The sequence below is a fragment of the Serratia sp. SM04 genome, from assembly GCF_040280225.1.
GTDB lineage: Bacteria > Pseudomonadota > Gammaproteobacteria > Enterobacterales > Enterobacteriaceae > Serratia > Serratia sarumanii.
In genome coordinates, this window is record NZ_JBEOQT010000021.1 from 1,220,091 (window position 1) to 1,239,137 (window position 19,047).

The 19,047-nt window shown below is 59.1% G+C and carries 19 protein-coding genes and 1 other RNA gene; 9 read left to right on the plus strand and 11 right to left on the minus strand.

Annotation, left to right across the window (positions count from 1 at the left end):
• Nucleotides 1-75: 75 nt before the first annotated feature.
• A complete protein-coding gene (gene yeaG, locus ABTW55_RS20305; protein ID WP_004932230.1) occupies nt 76-2,010 on the minus strand; it encodes a protein kinase YeaG in 1,935 nt (644 codons plus the stop codon).
• A 42-nt stretch (nt 2,011-2,052) separates the two neighbouring features.
• Here yeaG and ABTW55_RS20310 point away from each other — a divergent pair, with 42 nt between their 5' ends.
• A complete protein-coding gene (locus tag ABTW55_RS20310; RefSeq protein ID WP_154067234.1) occupies nt 2,053-2,328 on the plus strand; it encodes a hypothetical protein in 276 nt (91 codons plus the stop codon).
• A 108-nt stretch (nt 2,329-2,436) separates the two neighbouring features.
• Complete coding sequence (locus tag ABTW55_RS20315) at nt 2,437-3,201, plus strand: MipA/OmpV family protein (RefSeq protein WP_033647613.1); 765 nt, start codon at nt 2,437-2,439, stop codon at nt 3,199-3,201.
• Nucleotides 3,202-3,295: 94 nt separating this feature from the next.
• Here the strand turns inward: ABTW55_RS20315 and ABTW55_RS20320 are convergent, their stop codons facing one another.
• Both ABTW55_RS20320 and gapA read right to left on the minus strand, forming a co-directional pair.
• On the minus strand, nt 3,296-4,171 hold the full coding sequence (locus ABTW55_RS20320) for a D-hexose-6-phosphate mutarotase (protein WP_033634810.1): 876 nt from the start codon (nt 4,169-4,171) through the stop codon (nt 3,296-3,298).
• Between the two features lie 83 nt (nt 4,172-4,254).
• Nucleotides 4,255-5,250 (minus strand): glyceraldehyde-3-phosphate dehydrogenase, encoded by a 996-nt coding sequence (gene gapA / locus ABTW55_RS20325; RefSeq protein WP_004932222.1) that lies wholly within the window; start codon nt 5,248-5,250, stop codon nt 4,255-4,257.
• A 348-nt stretch (nt 5,251-5,598) separates the two neighbouring features.
• Between gapA and msrB the strand changes: the two genes are divergently transcribed.
• Entirely contained in the window at nt 5,599-6,012 is a 414-nt protein-coding gene (gene msrB / locus ABTW55_RS20330) for a peptide-methionine (R)-S-oxide reductase MsrB (protein ID WP_060421351.1), read from the plus strand.
• Between the two features lie 63 nt (nt 6,013-6,075).
• Nucleotides 6,076-6,348 carry a YeaC family protein gene (locus tag ABTW55_RS20335; RefSeq protein ID WP_033634809.1) on the plus strand — a complete coding sequence of 91 codons (273 nt, stop codon included), beginning with the start codon at nt 6,076-6,078 and terminating at the stop codon, nt 6,346-6,348.
• Nucleotides 6,349-6,394: 46 nt separating this feature from the next.
• On the opposite strand, the gene ABTW55_RS20340 is transcribed toward ABTW55_RS20335, so the two are convergent.
• The 4 genes from ABTW55_RS20340 to sppA all read right to left on the minus strand — a co-directional run bounded on the left by ABTW55_RS20340 (nt 6,395) and on the right by sppA (nt 11,525).
• Nucleotides 6,395-7,672: a glycoside hydrolase family 18 protein gene (locus ABTW55_RS20340; RefSeq protein WP_060421350.1), complete on the minus strand. Its 1,278-nt coding sequence runs from the start codon at nt 7,670-7,672 to the stop codon at nt 6,395-6,397.
• Between the two features lie 231 nt (nt 7,673-7,903).
• Nucleotides 7,904-8,536 (minus strand): bifunctional nicotinamidase/pyrazinamidase, encoded by a 633-nt coding sequence (pncA, locus tag ABTW55_RS20345; RefSeq protein ID WP_060421349.1) that lies wholly within the window; start codon nt 8,534-8,536, stop codon nt 7,904-7,906.
• 22 nt (nt 8,537-8,558) lie between these two features.
• Nucleotides 8,559-9,575, minus strand: a complete 1,017-nt coding sequence (gene ansA / locus ABTW55_RS20350; protein WP_033638505.1) for an asparaginase — start codon at nt 9,573-9,575, stop codon at nt 8,559-8,561.
• A gap of 93 nt (nt 9,576-9,668) precedes the next feature.
• A complete protein-coding gene (sppA, locus tag ABTW55_RS20355; protein WP_033634806.1) occupies nt 9,669-11,525 on the minus strand; it encodes a signal peptide peptidase SppA in 1,857 nt (618 codons plus the stop codon).
• A gap of 160 nt (nt 11,526-11,685) precedes the next feature.
• Between sppA and ABTW55_RS20360 the strand changes: the two genes are divergently transcribed.
• From ABTW55_RS20360 to ABTW55_RS20380, 5 genes are all read left to right on the plus strand, one after another.
• Nucleotides 11,686-12,237 (plus strand): NAD(P)H nitroreductase, encoded by a 552-nt coding sequence (locus ABTW55_RS20360; protein ID WP_004932204.1) that lies wholly within the window; start codon nt 11,686-11,688, stop codon nt 12,235-12,237.
• Nucleotides 12,238-12,394: 157 nt separating this feature from the next.
• The gene (gene selD / locus ABTW55_RS20365) at nt 12,395-13,438 is read left to right on the plus strand and encodes a selenide, water dikinase SelD (protein WP_060421347.1); all 1,044 of its coding nucleotides are present in this window, start codon (nt 12,395-12,397) and stop codon (nt 13,436-13,438) included.
• Between the two features lie 8 nt (nt 13,439-13,446).
• On the plus strand, nt 13,447-14,556 hold the full coding sequence (mnmH, locus tag ABTW55_RS20370) for a tRNA 2-selenouridine(34) synthase MnmH (RefSeq protein ID WP_041035426.1): 1,110 nt from the start codon (nt 13,447-13,449) through the stop codon (nt 14,554-14,556).
• On the plus strand, nt 14,556-16,481 hold the full coding sequence (locus tag ABTW55_RS20375) for a DNA topoisomerase III (protein ID WP_033647606.1): 1,926 nt from the start codon (nt 14,556-14,558) through the stop codon (nt 16,479-16,481). Before mnmH ends, ABTW55_RS20375 begins: the two co-directional genes overlap by 1 nt.
• On the plus strand, nt 16,478-16,774 hold the full coding sequence (locus ABTW55_RS20380; protein WP_033654371.1) for a YnjH family protein: 297 nt from the start codon (nt 16,478-16,480) through the stop codon (nt 16,772-16,774). Before ABTW55_RS20375 ends, ABTW55_RS20380 begins: the two co-directional genes overlap by 4 nt.
• 21 nt (nt 16,775-16,795) lie before the next feature.
• Here the strand turns inward: ABTW55_RS20380 and ABTW55_RS20385 are convergent, their stop codons facing one another.
• The 4 genes from ABTW55_RS20385 to ABTW55_RS20400 all read right to left on the minus strand — a co-directional run bounded on the left by ABTW55_RS20385 (nt 16,796) and on the right by ABTW55_RS20400 (nt 19,034).
• Nucleotides 16,796-17,197, minus strand: coding sequence for a pyrimidine (deoxy)nucleoside triphosphate diphosphatase (locus tag ABTW55_RS20385; RefSeq protein WP_033654369.1), 402 nt, complete (start codon nt 17,195-17,197; stop codon nt 16,796-16,798).
• Between the two features lie 44 nt (nt 17,198-17,241).
• Nucleotides 17,242-18,048 carry an exodeoxyribonuclease III gene (gene xthA, locus ABTW55_RS20390; protein ID WP_033647602.1) on the minus strand — a complete coding sequence of 269 codons (807 nt, stop codon included), beginning with the start codon at nt 18,046-18,048 and terminating at the stop codon, nt 17,242-17,244.
• A gap of 101 nt (nt 18,049-18,149) precedes the next feature.
• Nucleotides 18,150-18,722, minus strand: coding sequence for a TIGR00730 family Rossman fold protein (locus ABTW55_RS20395; protein WP_004932190.1), 573 nt, complete (start codon nt 18,720-18,722; stop codon nt 18,150-18,152).
• A gap of 185 nt (nt 18,723-18,907) precedes the next feature.
• A non-coding RNA gene (locus ABTW55_RS20400) (RtT sRNA) lies at nt 18,908-19,034 on the minus strand.
• Between the last annotated feature and the right edge of the window lie 13 nt (nt 19,035-19,047).

Consider the following 19,047-nt stretch of genomic DNA (forward strand, 5'->3'; position numbering starts at 1 on the left):
CCAGCCCCTCCCTGGGCTGCGCTGCAACGTCCATGACTGTGGACATGGCCCTGATAATGCCGCTTACCTGAGGCGTTATGAGGATTTTCTGACCCGCAGATACCATTCACACAGCAGGCGCACCTGCTTGCGGGTATAGCCTTTCTCCATCATGCGGTCGACGAAGTCGTCGTGTTTCTTCTGCTCGTCCGTCGATGTTTTGGCGTTAAACGAAATGACCGGCAACAGCTCTTCGGTATTGGAGAACATTTTCTTCTCGATCACGGTGCGCAGCTTCTCGTAGCTGGTCCAGTTCGGATTACGGCCGTTGTTGTTGGCGCGGGCGCGCAGCACGAAGTTCACGATTTCGTTACGGAAATCTTTCGGGTTGCTGATGCCGGCCGGCTTCTCGATTTTCTCCAGTTCGGCGTTCAACGACTCGCGGTCGAACAGCTGACCGGTGTCGGGATCGCGATACTCCTGATCCTGGATCCAGAAGTCCGCGTAGGTCACGTAACGGTCAAAAATGTTCTGCCCGTATTCCGAGTAGGATTCCAGATAGGCGGTCTGGATCTCTTTGCCGATAAATTCGGCGTATTTCGGGATCAGATAACCTTTCAGGTGCTCCAGGTATTTCTCTGCCAAATCCTGCGGGAACTGTTCGCGTTCGATCTGCTGTTCCAATACATAGAACAGGTGTACCGGGTTGGCCGCCACCTCGGCGTGATCGAAGTTGAATACTCGCGAGAGGATTTTAAAGGCGAAACGGGTGGAGAGGCCGTTCATGCCTTCGTCAACCCCGGCGTAGTCGCGGTACTCCTGATAGGACTTGGCTTTCGGATCGGTATCCTTGAGGCTTTCGCCGTCATACACGCGCATTTTCGAGTAAATGCTCGAGTTCTCCGGCTCTTTCAGCCGCGACAGCACGCTAAAGCGCGCCAGCGTCTCAAGGGTGCCCGGCGCGCAGGGCGCGTGGGTCAGCTCGCTGTGATCCAGCAGCTTGTCGTAAATCTTGATCTCTTCCGACACGCGCAGGCAGTAAGGCACCTTGACGATGTACACGCGATCGAGGAACGCTTCGTTGTTCTTGTTGTTACGGAAGGTCACCCACTCGGATTCGTTGGAGTGCGCCAGAATGATGCCGTTGAACGGCAGGGCGGAGATGCCCTCGGTGCCGTTGTAGTTGCCTTCCTGGGTCGCCGTCAGCAGCGGGTGCAGCACCTTGATCGGCGCTTTGAACATCTCGACGAACTCCATTATCCCCTGGTTGGCGCGGCACAGGGCGCCGGAGTAGCCGTAGGCGTCCGGATCGTTCTGCGCATGGTTCTCCAGCTTACGGATGTCCACTTTACCGACCAGCGCCGAGATGTCCTGGTTGTTCTCATCGCCCGGTTCGGTTTTGGCAATGGCGATCTGCTCCAGGATGGAAGGGCGCACTTTGACGACTTTAAACTTGGTGATGTCGCCGCCGAACTCATGCAGGCGCTTCGCCGCCCACGGCGACATGATGGTGCCGAGATAGCGACTTGGGATGTTGAACTCTTTCTCCAGGATCGAGGCATCTTCCTGCGGGTTGAACAGGCACAGCGGATGATCGTTGACCGGGCTGCGTTCGCCGTTGGCGCTGAGGGTGTAGATGGGCACGCGCTGCATCAACGCCTTAAGACGCTCCGCCAGCGAGGATTTACCGCCGCCCACCGGGCCCAGCAGGTAAAGGATCTGTTTCTTCTCTTCCAGGCCCTGCGCGGCGTGTTTCAGGTAAGAGACGATCTGTTCGATGGCCTCTTCCATGCCGTAGAATTCTTCAAAGGCCGGATAGCGTGCGATCACGCGGTTGGAGAACAGGCGCGACAGGCGTGATTCTAGCGCAGTGTCGACCATCACAGGTTCACCGATAGCCATCAGCAGACGTTCGGCCGCGTTGGCATAGGCACTGCGATCTTGCCGGCAAATGGTAAGAAATTCCTGCAGTGTGAACTCTTCGTCCTTGGCAGCTTCGTAGCGCTGGCGATAGTGGTCAAATATGTTCATGATGCCCGTCCTTTCGTTATTAGCACAGGTTAAAGAGAGCGTGTGATAGTGTTCTGGCCCCCGGAAGATGAGAATACGCCTGAGTACAGCAACCCGTATGCCAACTTGGTGCGCTTATTATCGCGAGTTGCGCTGTTTGCCACTGGGCTCAGGATAAATTCACCTTCTGATTTAAGCTTAGTTTGCTTGCCGGAAAATTTCCTGCCGCAGAAAAAGCTTTTTTTAAGTCATATCAATGACTCAGTTATTACAGTGGAAGCCAAATGCCTTGTCTGGCGCGGCCTGCAGGATGAAACGTCATCGTTCCGCCATGATTAATTCATAATTCCGCTATAAGTTATTCGATCTTGGTCGTTTTCTATTGTAAAGATTAGGCGCGCAACTAAATTTTCACATAAACTATTGCGGCTATTAACCCTGTAATTTATGGAAAAAGAACCAGTGAAGATTTCAAAACTCAAAACGCTAGCAATTATCGCTTCCGCAATGGTTTGTGCGCAAAGTGCTCAGGCGGGAACCTGGTCACTCGGCGCCGGCGCGCTGGTTAGCCCGGACGCGTATCGCGGTTATCAGGATCGCGTATATCCGGTGCCCGTCATCGACTATGAAGGTGACGACTTCTACTTCCGTACTCTGACCGCCGGTTACTACCTGTGGAAAGATCAAGAAAACCAGCTGAGCATCATGGGTTACTACACGCCATGGGGCTACCGCCCTGGCGACAGCGATGACGATCGCATGAAGCGTCTCGACAAACGCCGCGGCACGCTGATGGCCGGCCTGGCTTATTCGCACCACGCGGAGTGGGGCACCCTCCGCACCACCTTCACCGGCGACACGTTGAACTACAGCAACGGGCTGGTGGGCGATGTGGCTTATCTGTACAAGTTTGATCTGGACGCGCTGACGCTGGTCCCGGGCGTAGGCGTGATGTGGAACAGCAAAAACCAGAACAAATATTACTACGGCGTCAGCGCCAATGAATCGCGCCGCAGCGGCCTGGACAGCTACACCCCAGGCGATAGCTGGGCGCCGTACCTTGAGCTGAGCGCCAATTACCAGATCAATAAAAGCTGGAACGCCTTCTTCCTCGGCCGCTATGTGAAGTTGTCGGATGAAGTGAAAGACAGCCCGATGGTGGATAAATCCTACACCGGTTTGTTGATGACGGGTGTGAGCTACACCTTCTAATCACGCATTGCACGATTATCGTGCATGGCGTGCATCAAAAAGGGGCGCTGGCGCCCCTTTTGCACATCTGCAGTGCGCTGTCGCGCGCGGCGCCTCAGGCCTTCTTACGGCTGCGGAAGGTCACGCCCAAACGGGCGGGCTGCTCGCCGGCGGCGACCAGCGGTTTGCTGACGCGCCCGGTCTCGATGCAGACCATGGTCTTGTAACCGTCGTTCGGCATATCCCCCATGCTGCAGGAGAGCTCCACGCCGGGGTTCCAGGCGATGACGTCGCTCATATGATGGTGGTGAACCTCTATGGTGCGCGCGAGCGCCGGATCGCGGATCTGGCTGAAGGCCTCCGGGCGGGTATAGACGCGGTCGGTTTGGCCGACGAAGGTTACTTCGCCTTCCTGAAGCGCCTCTGCGCCGCCCGCCACCTTGTCGATATAAGGCTCGCCCAGACCCGCCACGCTGACCCGATCGATGTCGCCGACCTGGAAGTAACTGTGCAGCGCCGCCGTGGCCTGATAATCGCCGTGCGATTCCAGTTCGATTTCGCACTCCGCCCCCAGCTTGAAGCGGGCAATCAGCGTGAAAGCGTGCGGCCACAATTTGCGGGTCTGCTCATTGTCCTTCAGCGTAAAGGTCAGGATGACGCCGTTGTCATCTTCATCGTGCGCCGTCAGGCTCCAGGGCTGGTTGCGGGCAAAACCGTGGGAGGGTTGCGCCACCGGGCCGAACCACGGCCAGCAGATCGGCACGCCGCCGCGGATGGCCTTGCCTTTGGCGAAGGGGGTATTGTTGCTGAGCCAAATCACCGGCTGCTCACCGCTGGGCTGCCAGGCCAGCAAATGGGCGCCCTGCAGCGCGACGGCCGCGCGCACTTTCGGATGCGACACCACAACCACGCCCAGCTCATCGAGTTGCCGCTGGCTGATGTATGGCGAAATCTGTTCGGAAACGGGCAGGGTGAAAATTTTCTCGTTCATTTCATGACCTATTGTTTGCCGGAGAGACAAATAAAAAAGGGCGACAAAAATGTCGCCCTCATTATCAGCTTAACATCATGCCATTACTTGGAGATGTGAGCGATCAGATCCAGAACCTTGTTGGAATAACCGGTTTCGTTGTCGTACCAGGAAACCAGTTTCACGAAGTTGTCGTTCAGTGCGATACCGGCTTTGGCATCGAACACGGAAGTCAGCACTTCGCCGTTGAAATCGGTGGAAACCACGTCGTCTTCAACATAGCCCAGAACGCCTTTCATAGAACCTTCAGCGGCGTCTTTGATGGCTTTCTTGATTTCTTCGTAGGTAGCCGCTTTTTCCAGACGCACGGTCAGGTCAACAACGGATACGTTTGGCGTCGGTACGCGGAACGCCATACCGGTCAGTTTGCCTTTCAGCTCTGGCAGAACAACGCCAACCGCTTTCGCTGCGCCGGTAGAAGAAGGGATGATGTTCTGGGATGCGCCGCGGCCGCCGCGCCAGTCTTTGTGGGACGGGCCATCAACGGTTTTCTGAGTTGCGGTGGTCGCGTGAACGGTGGTCATCAGGCCTTCAACGATACCGAAGTTGTCGTTGATGACTTTAGCCAGTGGCGCCAGGCAGTTGGTGGTGCAAGAGGCGTTGGACACGATGTCCTGGCCGGCATATTTATCAAAGTTGGCGCCGCGCACGAACATCGGGGTCGCATCTTTGGATGGGCCAGTCAGAACCACTTTTTTGGCGCCGGCGGTGATGTGCTTACGTGCGGTTTCGTCGGTCAGGAAGATACCGGTCGCTTCAGCAACCACGTCAACACCCACTTCGTTCCACTTCAGGTTAGCCGGGTCTTTCTCTGCGGTAACACGGATGGTTTTGCCGTTAACAACCAGGTGGCCGTCTTTAACTTCTACCGTACCGTTGAAACGGCCGTGAGTAGAGTCATACTTCAGCATGTAAGCCATGTACTCTGCGTCCAACAGGTCGTTGATTGCAACGATCTCGATGTCAGAACGCTCTTGAGCAGCACGGAAAACAATGCGACCGATACGGCCAAAACCGTTGATACCTACTTTGATAGTCATATATTCCACCAGCTATTTGTTAGTGAATAAAAGGTTGGTTGTAAAATTACAAAAACCTTACCCAGCGTCAAGCGGAATCGTGTCAATTCTTGCGGCAAGTCAAACCGGAAGGGTGGTTTTGCACGCTTATTGCACAGTCCATTTGCGCTCGGCCTCATCCGTTATATGGGGACAAGCCGCCAAGTATAAAGTCAGCATACGCAAGATGTGTGATCGCTATCACATATCATCGTGACGTGGCCTTTATGGGCTACAGTTTAGGCCAAAAACCCCTGCAGCGGTGTTAATTTTTTGTTATTATTAATCATTGTTTTCGTTGACATTATCCACATTCAGAGATAAGCACAAATGGCTAAAGAGACAACCCCCGGTCACCCGGTCACGGAACTGAATGAAATCCAACGTTATGTGACGCAACAGCGCGGCACCGAAGCGCCGTTCAGCGGCAAATTGCTGCACAACAAGCGCGAGGGCGTGTACCATTGCCTGTGCTGTAACCAGCCGCTGTTCTATTCCGAGACCAAATACGATTCCGGCTGCGGCTGGCCGAGCTTTTATGAGCCGGTTTCCGCCGATGCTATCCGTTATCTTGATGATAATTCACATAATATGCATCGTGTTGAAATCCGCTGCGGCCATTGCAACGCGCACCTGGGGCACGTTTTCCCCGATGGCCCGCAGCCGACCGGCGATCGCTACTGCGTCAATTCCGCTTCACTGAGCTTTACCGATGGCGAAAATGGCGACCAAACGGCTGGTTAAGTGGTAATTTAACCAACAAAATCGATTCAGCTAATTATTCATCCGTAAGCGAGAAGGGCTCTGATGGACGTGAAAGATCTGATTGCGGCGATGACGCCCGAGATATACCAGCGCCTGGTACAGGCGGTTGAGCTGGGCAAATGGCCGGACGGCGTGGCGCTGACGCCGGAGCAAAAAGAAAACAGCCTGCAGGCGGTGATGCTGTGGCAGTCGATGAACAACGTCGATCCGCAGCACATGAGCATCGGCACCGACGGGCAGATCGTGATGAAGAGCAAGCAAGAGCTGAAACAGCAGTTCGTTGCCGAGCCGTTGGCCAAACTCAAACCGCAGTAAGGCTTCCCTAATGAAAGCGGGGCGATGTCGCCATCGCCCCGTCGATTCACCGTTTTTCGCCCTTAATCCCCAGCGATTCCGCCAGCTGCTGCGCCAGCTGGTTGTTATCGTCCGCGCCGTACTCCCAGAACATCGCCCCTCCCAATCCCTGACTTTTGATGTATTCGGCCTTGATGGCCACCGAACGCGGATTCTCGTAGGAGATTGCGAACAGCGGCTTGCCTTCGGCGGATTGCAGCGTCAGGTAAGGCACTTTGGCGTCGTCATCCCAGTGCTCGCGAAAACGATGCTGCGGATCGTTGAGCAATTTACTGACGATATCGTGGTATTTAAAGTAAGTGTCTTTGCTGAGATCCAGCCCCAGCGCGCTGAACAGGGCGGTTTCTCGCGCGCTGAAGTAAGGTTGCGTCACCGGATGTTTGGCGGCGTCCGGCTTGTCCCAGTCGATACCCGCCTCGGTCGCCCGTTTCGGAACCCGGCCGTAGAAACCGATACCCAGGTTCATCTGCGCCGGTTTCAGGCCGGCAGCCAGATAATTCTTGACCACGAAATCGGCGCTATAGCGATCGGCGGCCGCCACGGTTGGCCAACGCTTTGAATCGTACAGGTTGGCATTGAAATACTGTGTGCCGTAAGCCATGTCGTAGGTCATCAGATTGATGTAGTCGAGGTATGGAGCAATGCTTTTCACATCGACCCATTCCTGCGGGCTTTTGACGTTGGCCCCGACGGCGATGGTTAACAGCTTGCCTTTACCCAGCGCCTGATGAAGCTCTTTCAGCAGCAGGGTGAAGTTGTCGCGATCCGCCGGTTGGCTTTCCACCAGCCCCCAGGCGCCGTTCACCGGATATTCCCAGTCCAGATCGATGCCATCCAGCTGATACTGGGCGATCACCTGCAGCGCGGAACGGATGAATATCGCCCGGTTTTCCGCAGTCGCGGCGGCGGCGGAGAAACCCCGTGCGCCCCAGCCGCCGACCGACAGCAGCACTTTCAGCTCGGGGTTCTGCTTGCGCAGCGTCGGTAGCCGTTGCAGATCGGCCATCACCTTCGGCGACAGGTAGATCTGGTGGCGACGAGCGGGGTCTTTCAACACCGCATTGGTTTCGTCTTTCTCGCCGTTGTAGATCAGTCCGAACGAATAGTTGAGGTGGGTGATTTGCGTGACGTCCAGCTTGTCGATGTCGCCACCGGGGCCGGCGGTGACGTCGCCGCCGCCGTTGAAGTAGCCGACGGAGAGATAAGCCGCCTGGGCCGTGCCTGCGCCGGCCATAGCCAACTGCACCGCTGCCAGCAAAGGCAGCAGTTTTCGGGTTATTTTCATGTCTGTCTCCTTGGGTCGGCAAGGCCGACCGTACCGCCAGGGGCGGTCACAATAAAGCCGGGCTCAGTGGGCCCCGGATGCGTATAACCGATTGACGCCAAAAGCGTCGCAGCCATAACAGCAAAAGCGCCTGCTGCTCACAAGCGGCTGGCGGAGAAGAAGGGCGATATTGTGAGCGGCGTCGAAGTTTCGCCGCCGCTCGGAGAAGGCGCCGCTGGCGCCCGGGAGGGGTTAGTGGGCGAGAAACTGTGACAGGGTAACCAGTTGCGCACCGGCGCACGCCATGTCCTGCAGCGCCCGCTCGCTGTCGTCCGGCTGCAGATTCACGCCGCGGCAGCCGTCGACGATCACCAGCGTTGGATAGCCGGCAGCCAGCGCATCCAGCACGCTGAACTTCACGCAGTAGTCGGTCGCCAGGCCCATGATTGCCAGCCGCCGGACGCCCTGCGATTGCAGCCAGCCGTGCAGTTCGGTCTGCGCTCGGTGGCCGTTATCGAAGAACGCGCTGTAGCTGTCGATATCCGTATCCTGCCCTTTGCGAAAAACGGCATTGATATGTTGCCGCTGTAACTGGGGGTGAAAATCGGCGCCGTGGCTCCCTTGCACGCAGTGCACCGGCCACCACACCTGCGGCAGGCCTTCCAGCTCGCCGAGGGTGCCGACCTGCGCATGGGAGTTCACCGCAAAACTGCGGTGATTGGCGGGATGCCAGTCCTGGCTGGCCACCACCGGCTCGCCACGCGCGAGACAGGCGGCGATCGCCTGATTGGCCACCGGGATGACGGCGTCGCCCGCAGTGACCGCCAGCGCGCCGCCGGGGCAGAAATCGTTTTGCAGATCGATCAACAACAGGGCCGTTTTCATCGCCGCTCCAGAGTTCAGTAGGTTAACCGTTGATGCTCAGTTCGCCGCGCAGGTCTTGCTGCATCAGGGCGCGGATTTGTTCCGGCGTCAGCGGCTGGCTCAGCAGGTAGTGCAGCTTGGTCAGGGCGGCTTCCACCGTCATGTCGAAACCGCTGATCACCCCGGCGTGCGCCAGCGCGTTGCCGGTGGCGTAGCCTTCCATATTGACGCGCCCGGAGATGCACTGCGTCAGGTTCACCACCACGATGCCGCGTTCTGAAGCCGCGCGCAACTCGTCGATCAGCTCGGCCTTCTGCGGCGCGTTGCCGACGCCGTAGGAACGCAGGATCAGCGCTTTGACCGGCTGCAGCAGGAAGTTGCGCACCACCGCGCCGGAAATGCCCGGATAGATAGTGACCACGCCGATCGGCTGCGGCGTAATGTCGTGCACCCGCAGCGCGCCGTTGCATGGCGGGCTGTCGATGCCTTGCTGGCGGCGAATGTGAATACCGGCTTCCAGCAGCGGCGGCAGATTCGGGGAGGCGAAGGCGTCGAAGCCGTCGGCGTGCGCTTTGGTGGTGCGGTTGCCGCGGAACAGCTTGTTGTTGAAGAACAGGCTGACTTCATTCACCGGATGGTTGGCCGCCAGATACAGCGCGTTGAGCAGGTTGGTCTGGCCATCGGAACGCAGCTCCGCCAGCGGAATCTGCGAGCCGGTGACGATCACCGGTTTAGCCAGGTTTTCCAGCATGAAGGAGAGTGCCGACGCGGTGAACGCCATGGTGTCGGTGCCGTGCAGGATCACGAAGCCGTCGTAGCGATCGTAGTTCTGCTTGATGTCGTCGGCGATGTGCTGCCAGTCTTCCGGCGTCATATCCGAAGAGTCAATCAATGGCGCATATTCATGAATGGTGAAATCCGGCATTTCCGGGCGATGGAATTCGGGCATCAGCGCCAGCTGGCGCTGCAGGTGGCCGGAAACCGGGATATAGCCGTGATCGGAACGCTGCATGCCGATGGTGCCGCCGGTGTAGGCGACGTAAATGGATTTCTTTTGCATGGTCATGATTTTAACAAAGATAAGATGGGCTGAATTATAGGGGCATGGCGGCAGAAAAAAAGCCCGGCGATGGCCGGGCTGCAGAATAATTTGTTAGCGGACTTCTCCGCAGGTGAGACAGATCGCATAACGGTTTTGCGGATCGTTCAGGTTATTGAACAAGCCCGGCTGTTCTTTCACCGCGTTGGCGACCGAGGCCAGCGGAGCGGGCAGCATGGCTTGAATCGCCGCCGGCAGCATGGCGTGAACGGAAACGCCGAACTGGCTGAGCACCATATCGCTCAGGCTTGGGGTATCGACGAACCAGTTGAGCTGCCACTGCTGCAGCTTCGCCAACTCGGCGGCTTTTTTCACCGCGTCGTCGAAATCGCCCAATTGATCGACCAGGCCGTTGGCCTTGGCGTCGCTGCCGAGCCAGACGTGGCCCTGGGCGATTTGGTCAACCTGCTGCGGGGTCATCTTGCGCGATTTGGCGACCAAATCGAGGAAGTTCTTATACCCGTTTTCGATGTTCAGCTGCATCATCTGCGAGAACTCCTGCGGCAGCGCCTTGGTGACCGCAATGTCGGCCAGCGGCGAGGTCGCCACGCCATCGGTGTGCACGCCCAGCGTATCCAGGGTTTTCTCGTAGGTGTTGATGATGCCGAAAATGCCGATGGAACCGGTCAGGGTGCTCGGGCTGGCGATGATGTAGTCGGCCGGCGTCGAAACCCAGTAGCCGCCCGACGCGGCCATGCCGCCCATCGAAACCACCACCGGTTTGCCGGCGGCGCGCACGGCGGCCAGTTCGGAGCGGATCACTTCGGATGCGCTGACGCTGCCGCCCGGGCTGTTGACGCGGAACACCACGGCCTTGATGGCCGGATCCAGACGGGCCTGACGCAGTTCGGCGGCGGTGGTATCACCCCCGACGTTACCCGGCGTCTGCGGGCCGTCCATGATGGCGCCGTTGGCGAAGACCACGGCGATCTTGCCGCCCTGATTGGCGTCCGGCTTCGGCTGGTAGTCGTAGATGCTGATGGCGTTGAAATCGTTCGCTTGTTTATCCCAGCCGAAGGTCTTGACCAGCTGATTTTCGATCGCGGTGCGCGAGGCCAGCTCGTCCACCAGCTTATTGTCCAGCGCATAGCGAGCGGTGTCGCCACCGGCCGCCTGCAGGCCGCTCAGCACGCCGGCGGCACCCGGGAACAGCTGCTGTGGCGTCAGCTGGCGGTTGGCCGCGACGGTTTCCAGATAGTTCTGCCACAGGCCGCCAATCCAGCGGCTGTCCGCTTCGCGCGCCGCCGGAGACATATCGTCGCGGATCAGCGGTTCGACCGCCGATTTATAGGTGCCGACGCGGAAGATATTGGTGGTGACCTTGAGCATGTCCAGCAACGACTTGTAATACAGGTTGTTGGTGGCGAAACCGTGCAGATCGACCGCGCCCTGCGGCGACAGATAGACCTTGTTGGCGTAGCTGGCCAGGAAGTATTGCGTCTGGTTGTAGCTGTCGCCGATGGCGAAGATCGGCTTGCCGCTGTCGCGGAACTCGCGCAGCGCCTTGCCGATATAGCGCAGCGACGGCTGATCGGCGCCGACGAAGTCATTCAGCTGCAACACCATGCCGGTAATGTTTTTATCGTCTTTGGCCTTGCGGATGCTATCGACCACGTCGAACAGCGAGTTTTCCTGCAGACGGCTGCTGGAGGCGCCCAACAGCTCGCGGCCCCATTGCCGCACCCGGTTGTTTACCGAGGGCTGATCGACCACCACGCCGCTTAAATCGACCAGCAGCGCGCCGCGCGCCGGGGCCGTCGTGGTGGAGGAACTTTGGAAGGACAGATAGATGCCAACCCCAACCAGGATCAGCAAGACCAGGAACAGGTTAAGGATCAGTTCCCTGATAAAATTCAGCAGACGCCATGTCCACCGGAAAATGCCGGCAATAATTTGCCACAATGTGCGCATGTGCTCTCCAACAAGAGTCGAGAATGTTCCGCTATCCTAATGAGCGGCCGGGGAAATGTCAGCTTTAAATCGTGGCACACAGACGCTATCGCCGAGGCTGTAACTCGTCGTTTAGCTATGTTAACGTGGCCGGAATGAAAATTGTTATCAGGAGTTTACGATGGATGCTCTGGATCTTTTATTGAATCGCCGCTCGGCTTCGCGCCTGGCGGAACCGGCGCCGGCGGGGGAAGTGCGCCAAAATATCATCAACGCGGGCCTGCGTGCGCCCGATCACGGCGCGCTGCAGCCGTGGCGTTTCGTGATGATCGAAAATCAGGGTCTGGAGCGCTTCAGCCAGCTGCTGCAGGCGGCGGCGAAACAGGATCAACTGGACGAAGCGGCGATCGAAAAGGCCACCAAGGCGCCGTTCCGCGCGCCGCTGATCATCACCGTCATTGCGCACTGCACTGAAGAGACCAAGGTGCCGCGCTGGGAGCAGGTGGTTTCCGCCGGTTGCGCGGTGCAGGCGATGCAGATGGCGGCGCTGGCGCAGGGCTTTAACGGCATCTGGCGCACCGGCGCCTGGACCGAGCATGCGCTGGTGCGCGAAGCCTTCGGCTGCCGCGAGCAGGACGAGATCGTCGGTTTCCTCTATCTGGGCACGCCGCAGCTGAAGGCCGCCACCAAGGTGACGCCGCCGGACAGCACGCCTTTCGTCAGCTATTTCTGAGTTTTCTCCCGCGGGGCGCGGCGAAAATGCGCCAAACCCCGCAAAATCGCATGGTTTCTGAGCAGGCCGTTCGCTTATCGGCGACCTGCTCTTATCAATCCCTTCGGCAAGCGCTACCCTATGTTATCTTGAGTGCCGTTACCGAAGGGAGTGGACTATGACATCGCCAGCGATCCGTTTAACCCAGTACAGCCATGGCGCTGGCTGCGGCTGCAAAATCTCACCGAAAGTTCTCGAAACCATCTTGCACAGCGAGCGAGAAAAGTTTGTCGATCCGCGCCTGCTGGTCGGCAATGAAACCCGCGACGACGCGGCGGTGTACGACATCGGCAACGGCGTCGGCATCATCAGCACCACCGACTTTTTCATGCCGATCGTCGACGATCCGTTCGATTTCGGCCGCATTGCGGCCGCCAACGCCATCAGCGACGTGTACGCCATGGGCGGCAAACCGATCATGGCGATCGCCATTCTTGGCTGGCCGATCGCCAAACTGCCGCCGGAGGTGGCGCAGCAGGTGATCGACGGCGGGCGTTTCGCCTGCCAGCAGGCGGGGATCGCGCTGGCCGGCGGCCATTCCATCGATGCGCCGGAACCTATTTTCGGCCTGGCGGTCACCGGCGTGGTCAATACCGAACGGGTGAAGAAAAACAGCGCGGCACAGGCCGGGGCGAAACTCTATCTGACCAAGCCGCTGGGCATCGGCGTGCTCACGACCGCCGAGAAACAAAGCAAACTGCGCACTGAGCATCAGGGCCTGGCGACCGAAGTGATGTGCCGCCTGAACAAGCCGGGCGCCGACTTTGCCGAGGTGGCGGGCGTCACGGCGATGACCGATATCACCGGTTTTGGCCTGCTGGGCCACCTGAGCGAGGTGTGCCAGGGCTCCGGTCTGCAGGCGACGGTCTGGTTCGATCGGGTGCCGAAGCTGCCGGACGTCGAAGCGTATATCGCCGAAGGTTGTGTGCCGGGTGGCACCGGGCGCAACTTCGACAGCTATGGCCATCTGGTGGGCGAGATGAGCGATTTGCAGCGCCAGCTGCTGTGCGATCCGCAAACCTCCGGCGGCTTGCTGTTGGCGGTATTGCCAGAGGCGGAAGCGCAGGTGCTGGCGATTGCCGGGCAGCACGGTATCACCCTCAACGCCATCGGTGAGCTGCATGTGGCATCGGCCGGTAAGCCGCTGATCGAGGTCGTGTAGTGTCCGACATGCAAGGAAGGCCGGACAGCGACGATTACCCACGCATTTTCCTGCAGGACGTGCCGCTGATTGACGTGCGCGCACCGATCGAATTTCAGCAGGGCGCCTTCGCACAGGCGGTGAATTTACCGCTGATGATCGACAGCGAACGCCAGGCGGTCGGCACCTGCTATAAGCAGCATGGGCAGCAGGCGGCGATCGCGCTCGGCCACAGCCTGGTGAACGGCAAACTGCGCGAACAGCGCACCGCCGCCTGGCTGGCGGCCTGCGCAGCGCGGCCCGAAGGCTATATTTACTGCTTCCGCGGCGGGCTGCGCTCGCAGCTGGTGCAGCAATGGCTGCTCGAGGCCGGCGTGGATTATCCGCGTATCACTGGCGGTTATAAAGCGCTGCGCAATTATCTGCTCGGTGTACTGACGCAAAGCGCGCAATTGCCGATGGTCCTGGTGGGCGGCAATACCGGCAGCGGCAAGACGCTGCTGGTCAACGAACTGGCCGACGGCGTCGATCTGGAAGGCGCGGCGCGCCATCGCGGTTCATCTTTTGGCCGAACGCTGGCGGGGCAGAGCTCGCAGATAGATTTTGAGAATCGTCTGGCTGTGTTATTGCTGAAAAAACAGCATGGTGGCAGCCGCCGTTGGGTGCTGGAAGACGAAGGGCGGATCATCGGCAGCAACAATCTGCCGTTGCCGTTGTTCAACGGCATGCAGCAGGCGCCGGTGGCGGTGATCGACGATCCGTTCGATATTCGTCTGGCGCGCTTGCAGGCCGAATATATCGACGGTATGCGCGAACAGTTCGAACAGGCCTATGGCATGGAAGAGGGCTGGCGGCAGTACGACGACTATTTGCATCATGGCCTGTTCGCCATTCGCCGCCGTTTGGGCCTGGAGCGCTTCCAGCAGTTGACGCAGCGGCTGGAGGCGGCGCTGCGGGCGCAGCGCCTCAGCGGCCAGGGCGACGCGCACCGCGAGTGGTTGGCGCCTCTGTTGCAGCAGTACTACGATCCGATGTATTGCTATCAGTTGGAAAAGAAAGCCCAGCGGATCGTCTTCCGCGGGAACTATGCAGAAGTAAGAGAATTCTTGATGACGTTCAGCCAGAAAAACGGTGATTAATGCGACTGTTCATAGCCGAGAAACCGAGTTTGGCGCGCGCCATTGCCGACGTCTTGCCCAAGCCGCATCGCCGCGGCGACGGCTATATCGCCTGTGGCAACAACGACGTGGTGACCTGGTGTGTCGGCCATCTGTTGGAGCAGGCCCAGCCTGACGCCTATGACAGTCGCTATGCGCGCTGGTCGTTGGCGGATCTGCCAATCATCCCCGAAAAATGGCGCTTGCAGCCACGCCCTTCGGTCAGCAAACAGCTCAACGCCATTAAAAAGCTGCTGCACGAAGCCGATGAAGTGGTTCACGCCGGTGACCCGGATCGCGAGGGGCAACTGCTGGTGGATGAGGTGCTGGACTACCTGGATTTGACGGCGGAGAAGCGCCAGAACGTGCGCCGCTGTCTGATCAACGATCTCAATCCGCAGGCGGTGGAGCGTGCTGTCGAGCGTCTGCGCGACAACCGTGATTTCATTCCGTTGTGCGTGTCTGCGCTGGCGCGTTCGCGCGCCGACTGGCTGTACGGCATCAATATGACCCGCGCCTACACGCTGCTGGGCCGCAACGCCGGTTACGACGGCGTGCTGTCGGTGGGCAGGGTGCAGACCCCGGTGCTCGGATTGGTGGTGCGCCGCGATGAAGAGATCGAAAACTTCGTGCCAAAAGACTTCTTTGAGGTCAAGGCGCACATCGTCACGCCGAAAGAAGAGCGCTTCGTGGCGCTGTGGCAACCCAGCGAGTCCTGCGAACCTTATCAGGATGAAGAGGGGCGTTTGCTGCACCGGCCGTTGGCGGAGCACGTGGTCAAGCGCATCGAGGGGCAGCCGGCCCTGGTCACGTCCTATAATGATAAACGGGAATCAGATACCGCGCCGCTGCCGTTCTCGCTCTCTACGCTGCAAATCGAGGCGGCCCGGCGCTATAACCTCAGCGCGCAACAGGTGCTGGACGTTTGCCAGCGGCTGTACGAAACCCACAAATTGATCACCTATCCGCGTTCCGACTGCCGCTATCTGCCGGAAGAACATTTCGCCGGCCGCCACGCGGTGCTGAACGCCATCAGCGTGCACCAGCCTGAGCTGTATCCGCAGCCGGTGATCGACAGCGATCGCCGCAACCGCTGCTGGGACGATAAAAAGGTCGATGCGCACCACGCCATTATTCCCACCGCCCGCGCCGGCAAGGTGAATCTGACGCAGGATGAACGGAATGTGTATGGGCTGGTGGCGCGCCAGTACTTGATGCAGTTCTGTCCGGATGCGGTGTTCCGCAAATGCGTGATCGAGCTGGATATCGCCGGCGGCAAATTCATCGCCAAGGCGCGTTTCCTGGCGGAGGCCGGTTGGCGTACGCTGCTGGGCAGCAAGGAGCGCGACGAGGAAAACGAAGGCGCGCCGCTGCCGGTGGTGGCCAAGGACGATGAGCTGCTGTGCGAGCGCGGTGAAGTGGTGGAGCGCCAGACGCAGCCGCCGCGGCCGTTTACCGACGCCAGCCTGTTGTCGGCCATGACCGGCATCGCGCGGTTCGTACAAGATAAAGCGTTAAAGAAAATCCTGCGGGCGACCGATGGTTTAGGTACGGAAGCGACGCGAGCGGGGATCATCGAATTGCTGTTCAAACGGGCGTTTCTGTACAAGAAGGGGCGCTATATTCACTCCAGCGAAACCGGGCGCGCGTTGATTCACTCGCTGCCGGATCTTGCTGCGCGTCCTGATATGACGGCCAACTGGGAAGCCACGCTGACGCAAATCAGCGAGAAATCCTGCCGCTATCAGGACTTTATGCAGCCGTTGGTCGGCACGCTGCAAGAGCTGATTTATCAGGCCAAGCAGAGCCGGGCGAGCATGGCGTTTCGTGGGTTGCCGCCGCCGCCTTCCAGCGGGGGCAAAAAACGCAGGAAAAGCGCCGGCAAGGCGCAGGAGAAGAGTGAATGAAGCATGGACTCAGTGGGGTTTTAGCCGCCGCTGTCTTGGTGTTTTCCGGCCTGGCCGCCGCCAATCGCGGCGATGTGGACGTGGTGTTGCCGGTTTCGCCGGAGATTTGGGGCACGGCCAAAAGCGGCGTCAATCCGCCGCCGGCGCAGCCCTGCAATCGCTGTTGCGTCTACCAGAACCAGAATTATTCCGAAGGGGCGGTGCTCAAAGTCGAAGGGGAAGTGCTGCAGTGCGTGCGTGAGCCTAACACCATCGGCACCAACCCCTTGATTTGGGTGCGATTGAAGAAGTGACGATGTAACCTATCGCCGCGCTCAGCGCGCATCGCCTTGCGCGGCGATATAGTCCGCCAGCAGTGGAACGTCGGCGGGCGCCAGGGCGTATTCCTGCGCCTGTTGCGGCGTGACCCAGACCAGCGCCGAGTGGCAATGCAGCTGCAATTCACCGGAGAACTCCGCGACTCGCCAGGCATGCAGCCGGATGAGGCGTTCGCCTTGCTGCCACTGATTGCTGCCCACATGGTCGCCGATACGGGCGCAAATCCCCAACTCTTCATCCAGCTCGCGCGCCAGCGCCTCTGGCTGGCTTTCGCCGGCTTCAACCTTGCCGCCGGGAAACTCCCACAGACCGGCCTGATCGCTGCCTGCGCCGCGCTGGGCCAGCAAAATGCGGCCGTTCTGTTCCAGAATGGCGGCTACCACGTCGATAATTTTCATTGGCTTCACAGAGTAAAACCCCGGCGAGCGCCGGGGTGATGAGTTTACAGCGTAAATTCCGCCCACACCGGCGCATGGTCGGAAGGTTTCTCCATCCCACGGGTTTGGTAATCGATGCCGGTGGCGATGCAGCGCGAAGCCAGCGGGGTGCTGGCCAGCAGCAGATCGATACGCAGGCCGCGGTTGTCGTCGAACCCTTTGGAGCGGTAGTCGAACCACGAGAATTCGTCGCTGCGCCCCGGGTTGGCGTGGCGGTAGGTGTCCACCAGCCCCCAGTTCAGCAGGCGCTCCATCCATTCGCGCTCTTCCGGCAGGAAGGAACACTTGCCGGTGCGCAGCCAGCGTTTGCGGCTGTCTTCGCCGATGCCAATGTCATAATCGCTTGGGCTGATGTTCATGTCACCCATGATCAATACCGGGGATTCAGCCGACAGCTGCTGCTCCAGGTAGTTTTGCAGATCCTGATAAAAGCGTGTTTTAGCCGGGAATTTGATCGGGTGGTCGCGGCTTTCACCTTGCGGGAAGTAGCCGTTGATCACCGTCAGCGTGCCCTGCGGCGTAGCCAGATCGGCCATGATGATGCGACGCTGCGCATCTTCTTCATCGGTCGGGAAACCGCGGCGCACGGCCAGAGGCTCCGCTTTGGTCAGCAGCGCTACGCCGTAATGGCCTTTTTGCCCGTGATAGAACACGTGATAGCCGTGCTGGCTGACTTCTTCCAGCGGGAACATGTCGTCGTGAACTTTCGTTTCTTGCAGACCGATCACGTCGGGCTGGTGCTGTTCGATAATTGCCGCCAGCTGATGCGGACGCGCGCGCAGTCCATTGATATTAAAAGAGACAAACTTCATGAGCGGTGCCGTTTTCACGAGAAAAATGTGCTGTGATAGTAGCAGAGTTTGGCGGGAAATGTAACGCAGACAGCGGCGGGACCGCTGGCTGCGCAGCGGCTTTATTTCGCCCAGCGGTCGTAATTTTTGGGTTGATAGTCGTCAAACTGTTGCAGCAGCGTTTGCGCCGATTCACTGATGTGCAGGGTGCCGAGGTAGTCGTGGCGCATAAAGCCCTGATCGGCGACGTGCTCGAGGAACTGGCTCAGCGGGCGGTAGAACCCGTTGACGTTGAGCAGGCCGACCGGTTTGTTGTGATAGCCGATTTGCCCCCAGGTCCAGATTTCAAACAGCTCTTCCAGCGTGCCGATGCCGCCGGGCAGGGCGATAAAACTGTCCGCCAGCGCCGCCATACGGGCTTTGCGCGTGTGCATATCCGGCACCACTTCCAATTCAGTCAGGCCGCGATGCGCGGTTTCCGCTTCAACCAGGCGCTCGGGGATAATGCCGACAGCTTCACCGCCCGCCGCCAACACCGCGTCCGCCACGATCCCCATCAATCCTTTTTTGCCGCCGCCGTAGATTAAACGGCGCCCCTGTGCGGCCAGCAGCTGCCCCAGTTGACGAGCCTGCTCGGCATAAGCGGGATTGACGCCTTCGCTGGCGCCACAAAAAACGCAAATATTGTTTCGCATCCACCTGTTCCTTACTGCGCAAAAGAAGCCAGTGGTATAGCGAATTGTCGGCCGGAGTTCAAGTTACGGCTGGGAGGCGGAAATAAAACGCCGGATGAGAGCGCCGTTCGACGGTGTGAGTTTTCCCGAAGCGCGAGTGATAGATGCGATGTGCTTTGATGAGGTTTGGGGGATTTTATAAAAGATGGTGGTGGGGGAAGGATGATTCGTCGCTGCACGACTCACCCTGCGGGCCGCGCTGAAGCGCGTTGTCTCACTGCGTGAGACTCGAACCTTATCGAAGCTTCTCATCCTTCCCCAGTGCGGAGCATTATGGGTGCGATGT

Bases quoted from the DNA above. Each gene is read 5' to 3' on its own strand.
- ABTW55_RS20385 (WP_033654369.1), bottom strand. From the start codon at position 17,197: ATGAAAATTATCGACGTGGTAGCCGCCATTCTGGAACAGAACGGCCGC.
- ABTW55_RS20375 (WP_033647606.1), top strand. From the start codon at position 14,556: ATGCGACTGTTCATAGCCGAGAAACCGAGTTTGGCGCGCGCCATTGCC.
- ABTW55_RS20340 (WP_060421350.1), bottom strand. From the start codon at position 7,672: ATGAAAATAACCCGAAAACTGCTGCCTTTGCTGGCAGCGGTGCAGTTG.
- ABTW55_RS20380 (WP_033654371.1), top strand. From the start codon at position 16,478: ATGAAGCATGGACTCAGTGGGGTTTTAGCCGCCGCTGTCTTGGTGTTT.
- ABTW55_RS20320 (WP_033634810.1), bottom strand. From the start codon at position 4,171: ATGAACGAGAAAATTTTCACCCTGCCCGTTTCCGAACAGATTTCGCCA.
- ABTW55_RS20315 (WP_033647613.1), top strand. From the start codon at position 2,437: ATGGAAAAAGAACCAGTGAAGATTTCAAAACTCAAAACGCTAGCAATT.
- msrB (WP_060421351.1), top strand. From the start codon at position 5,599: ATGGCTAAAGAGACAACCCCCGGTCACCCGGTCACGGAACTGAATGAA.
- gapA (WP_004932222.1), bottom strand. From the start codon at position 5,250: ATGACTATCAAAGTAGGTATCAACGGTTTTGGCCGTATCGGTCGCATT.
- ansA (WP_033638505.1), bottom strand. From the start codon at position 9,575: ATGCAAAAGAAATCCATTTACGTCGCCTACACCGGCGGCACCATCGGC.
- xthA (WP_033647602.1), bottom strand. From the start codon at position 18,048: ATGAAGTTTGTCTCTTTTAATATCAATGGACTGCGCGCGCGTCCGCAT.
- ABTW55_RS20395 (WP_004932190.1), bottom strand. From the start codon at position 18,722: ATGCGAAACAATATTTGCGTTTTTTGTGGCGCCAGCGAAGGCGTCAAT.
- yeaG (WP_004932230.1), bottom strand. From the start codon at position 2,010: ATGAACATATTTGACCACTATCGCCAGCGCTACGAAGCTGCCAAGGAC.
- mnmH (WP_041035426.1), top strand. From the start codon at position 13,447: ATGCAAGGAAGGCCGGACAGCGACGATTACCCACGCATTTTCCTGCAG.
- ABTW55_RS20360 (WP_004932204.1), top strand. From the start codon at position 11,686: ATGGATGCTCTGGATCTTTTATTGAATCGCCGCTCGGCTTCGCGCCTG.
- pncA (WP_060421349.1), bottom strand. From the start codon at position 8,536: ATGAAAACGGCCCTGTTGTTGATCGATCTGCAAAACGATTTCTGCCCC.
- ABTW55_RS20335 (WP_033634809.1), top strand. From the start codon at position 6,076: ATGGACGTGAAAGATCTGATTGCGGCGATGACGCCCGAGATATACCAG.
- sppA (WP_033634806.1), bottom strand. From the start codon at position 11,525: ATGCGCACATTGTGGCAAATTATTGCCGGCATTTTCCGGTGGACATGG.
- selD (WP_060421347.1), top strand. From the start codon at position 12,395: ATGACATCGCCAGCGATCCGTTTAACCCAGTACAGCCATGGCGCTGGC.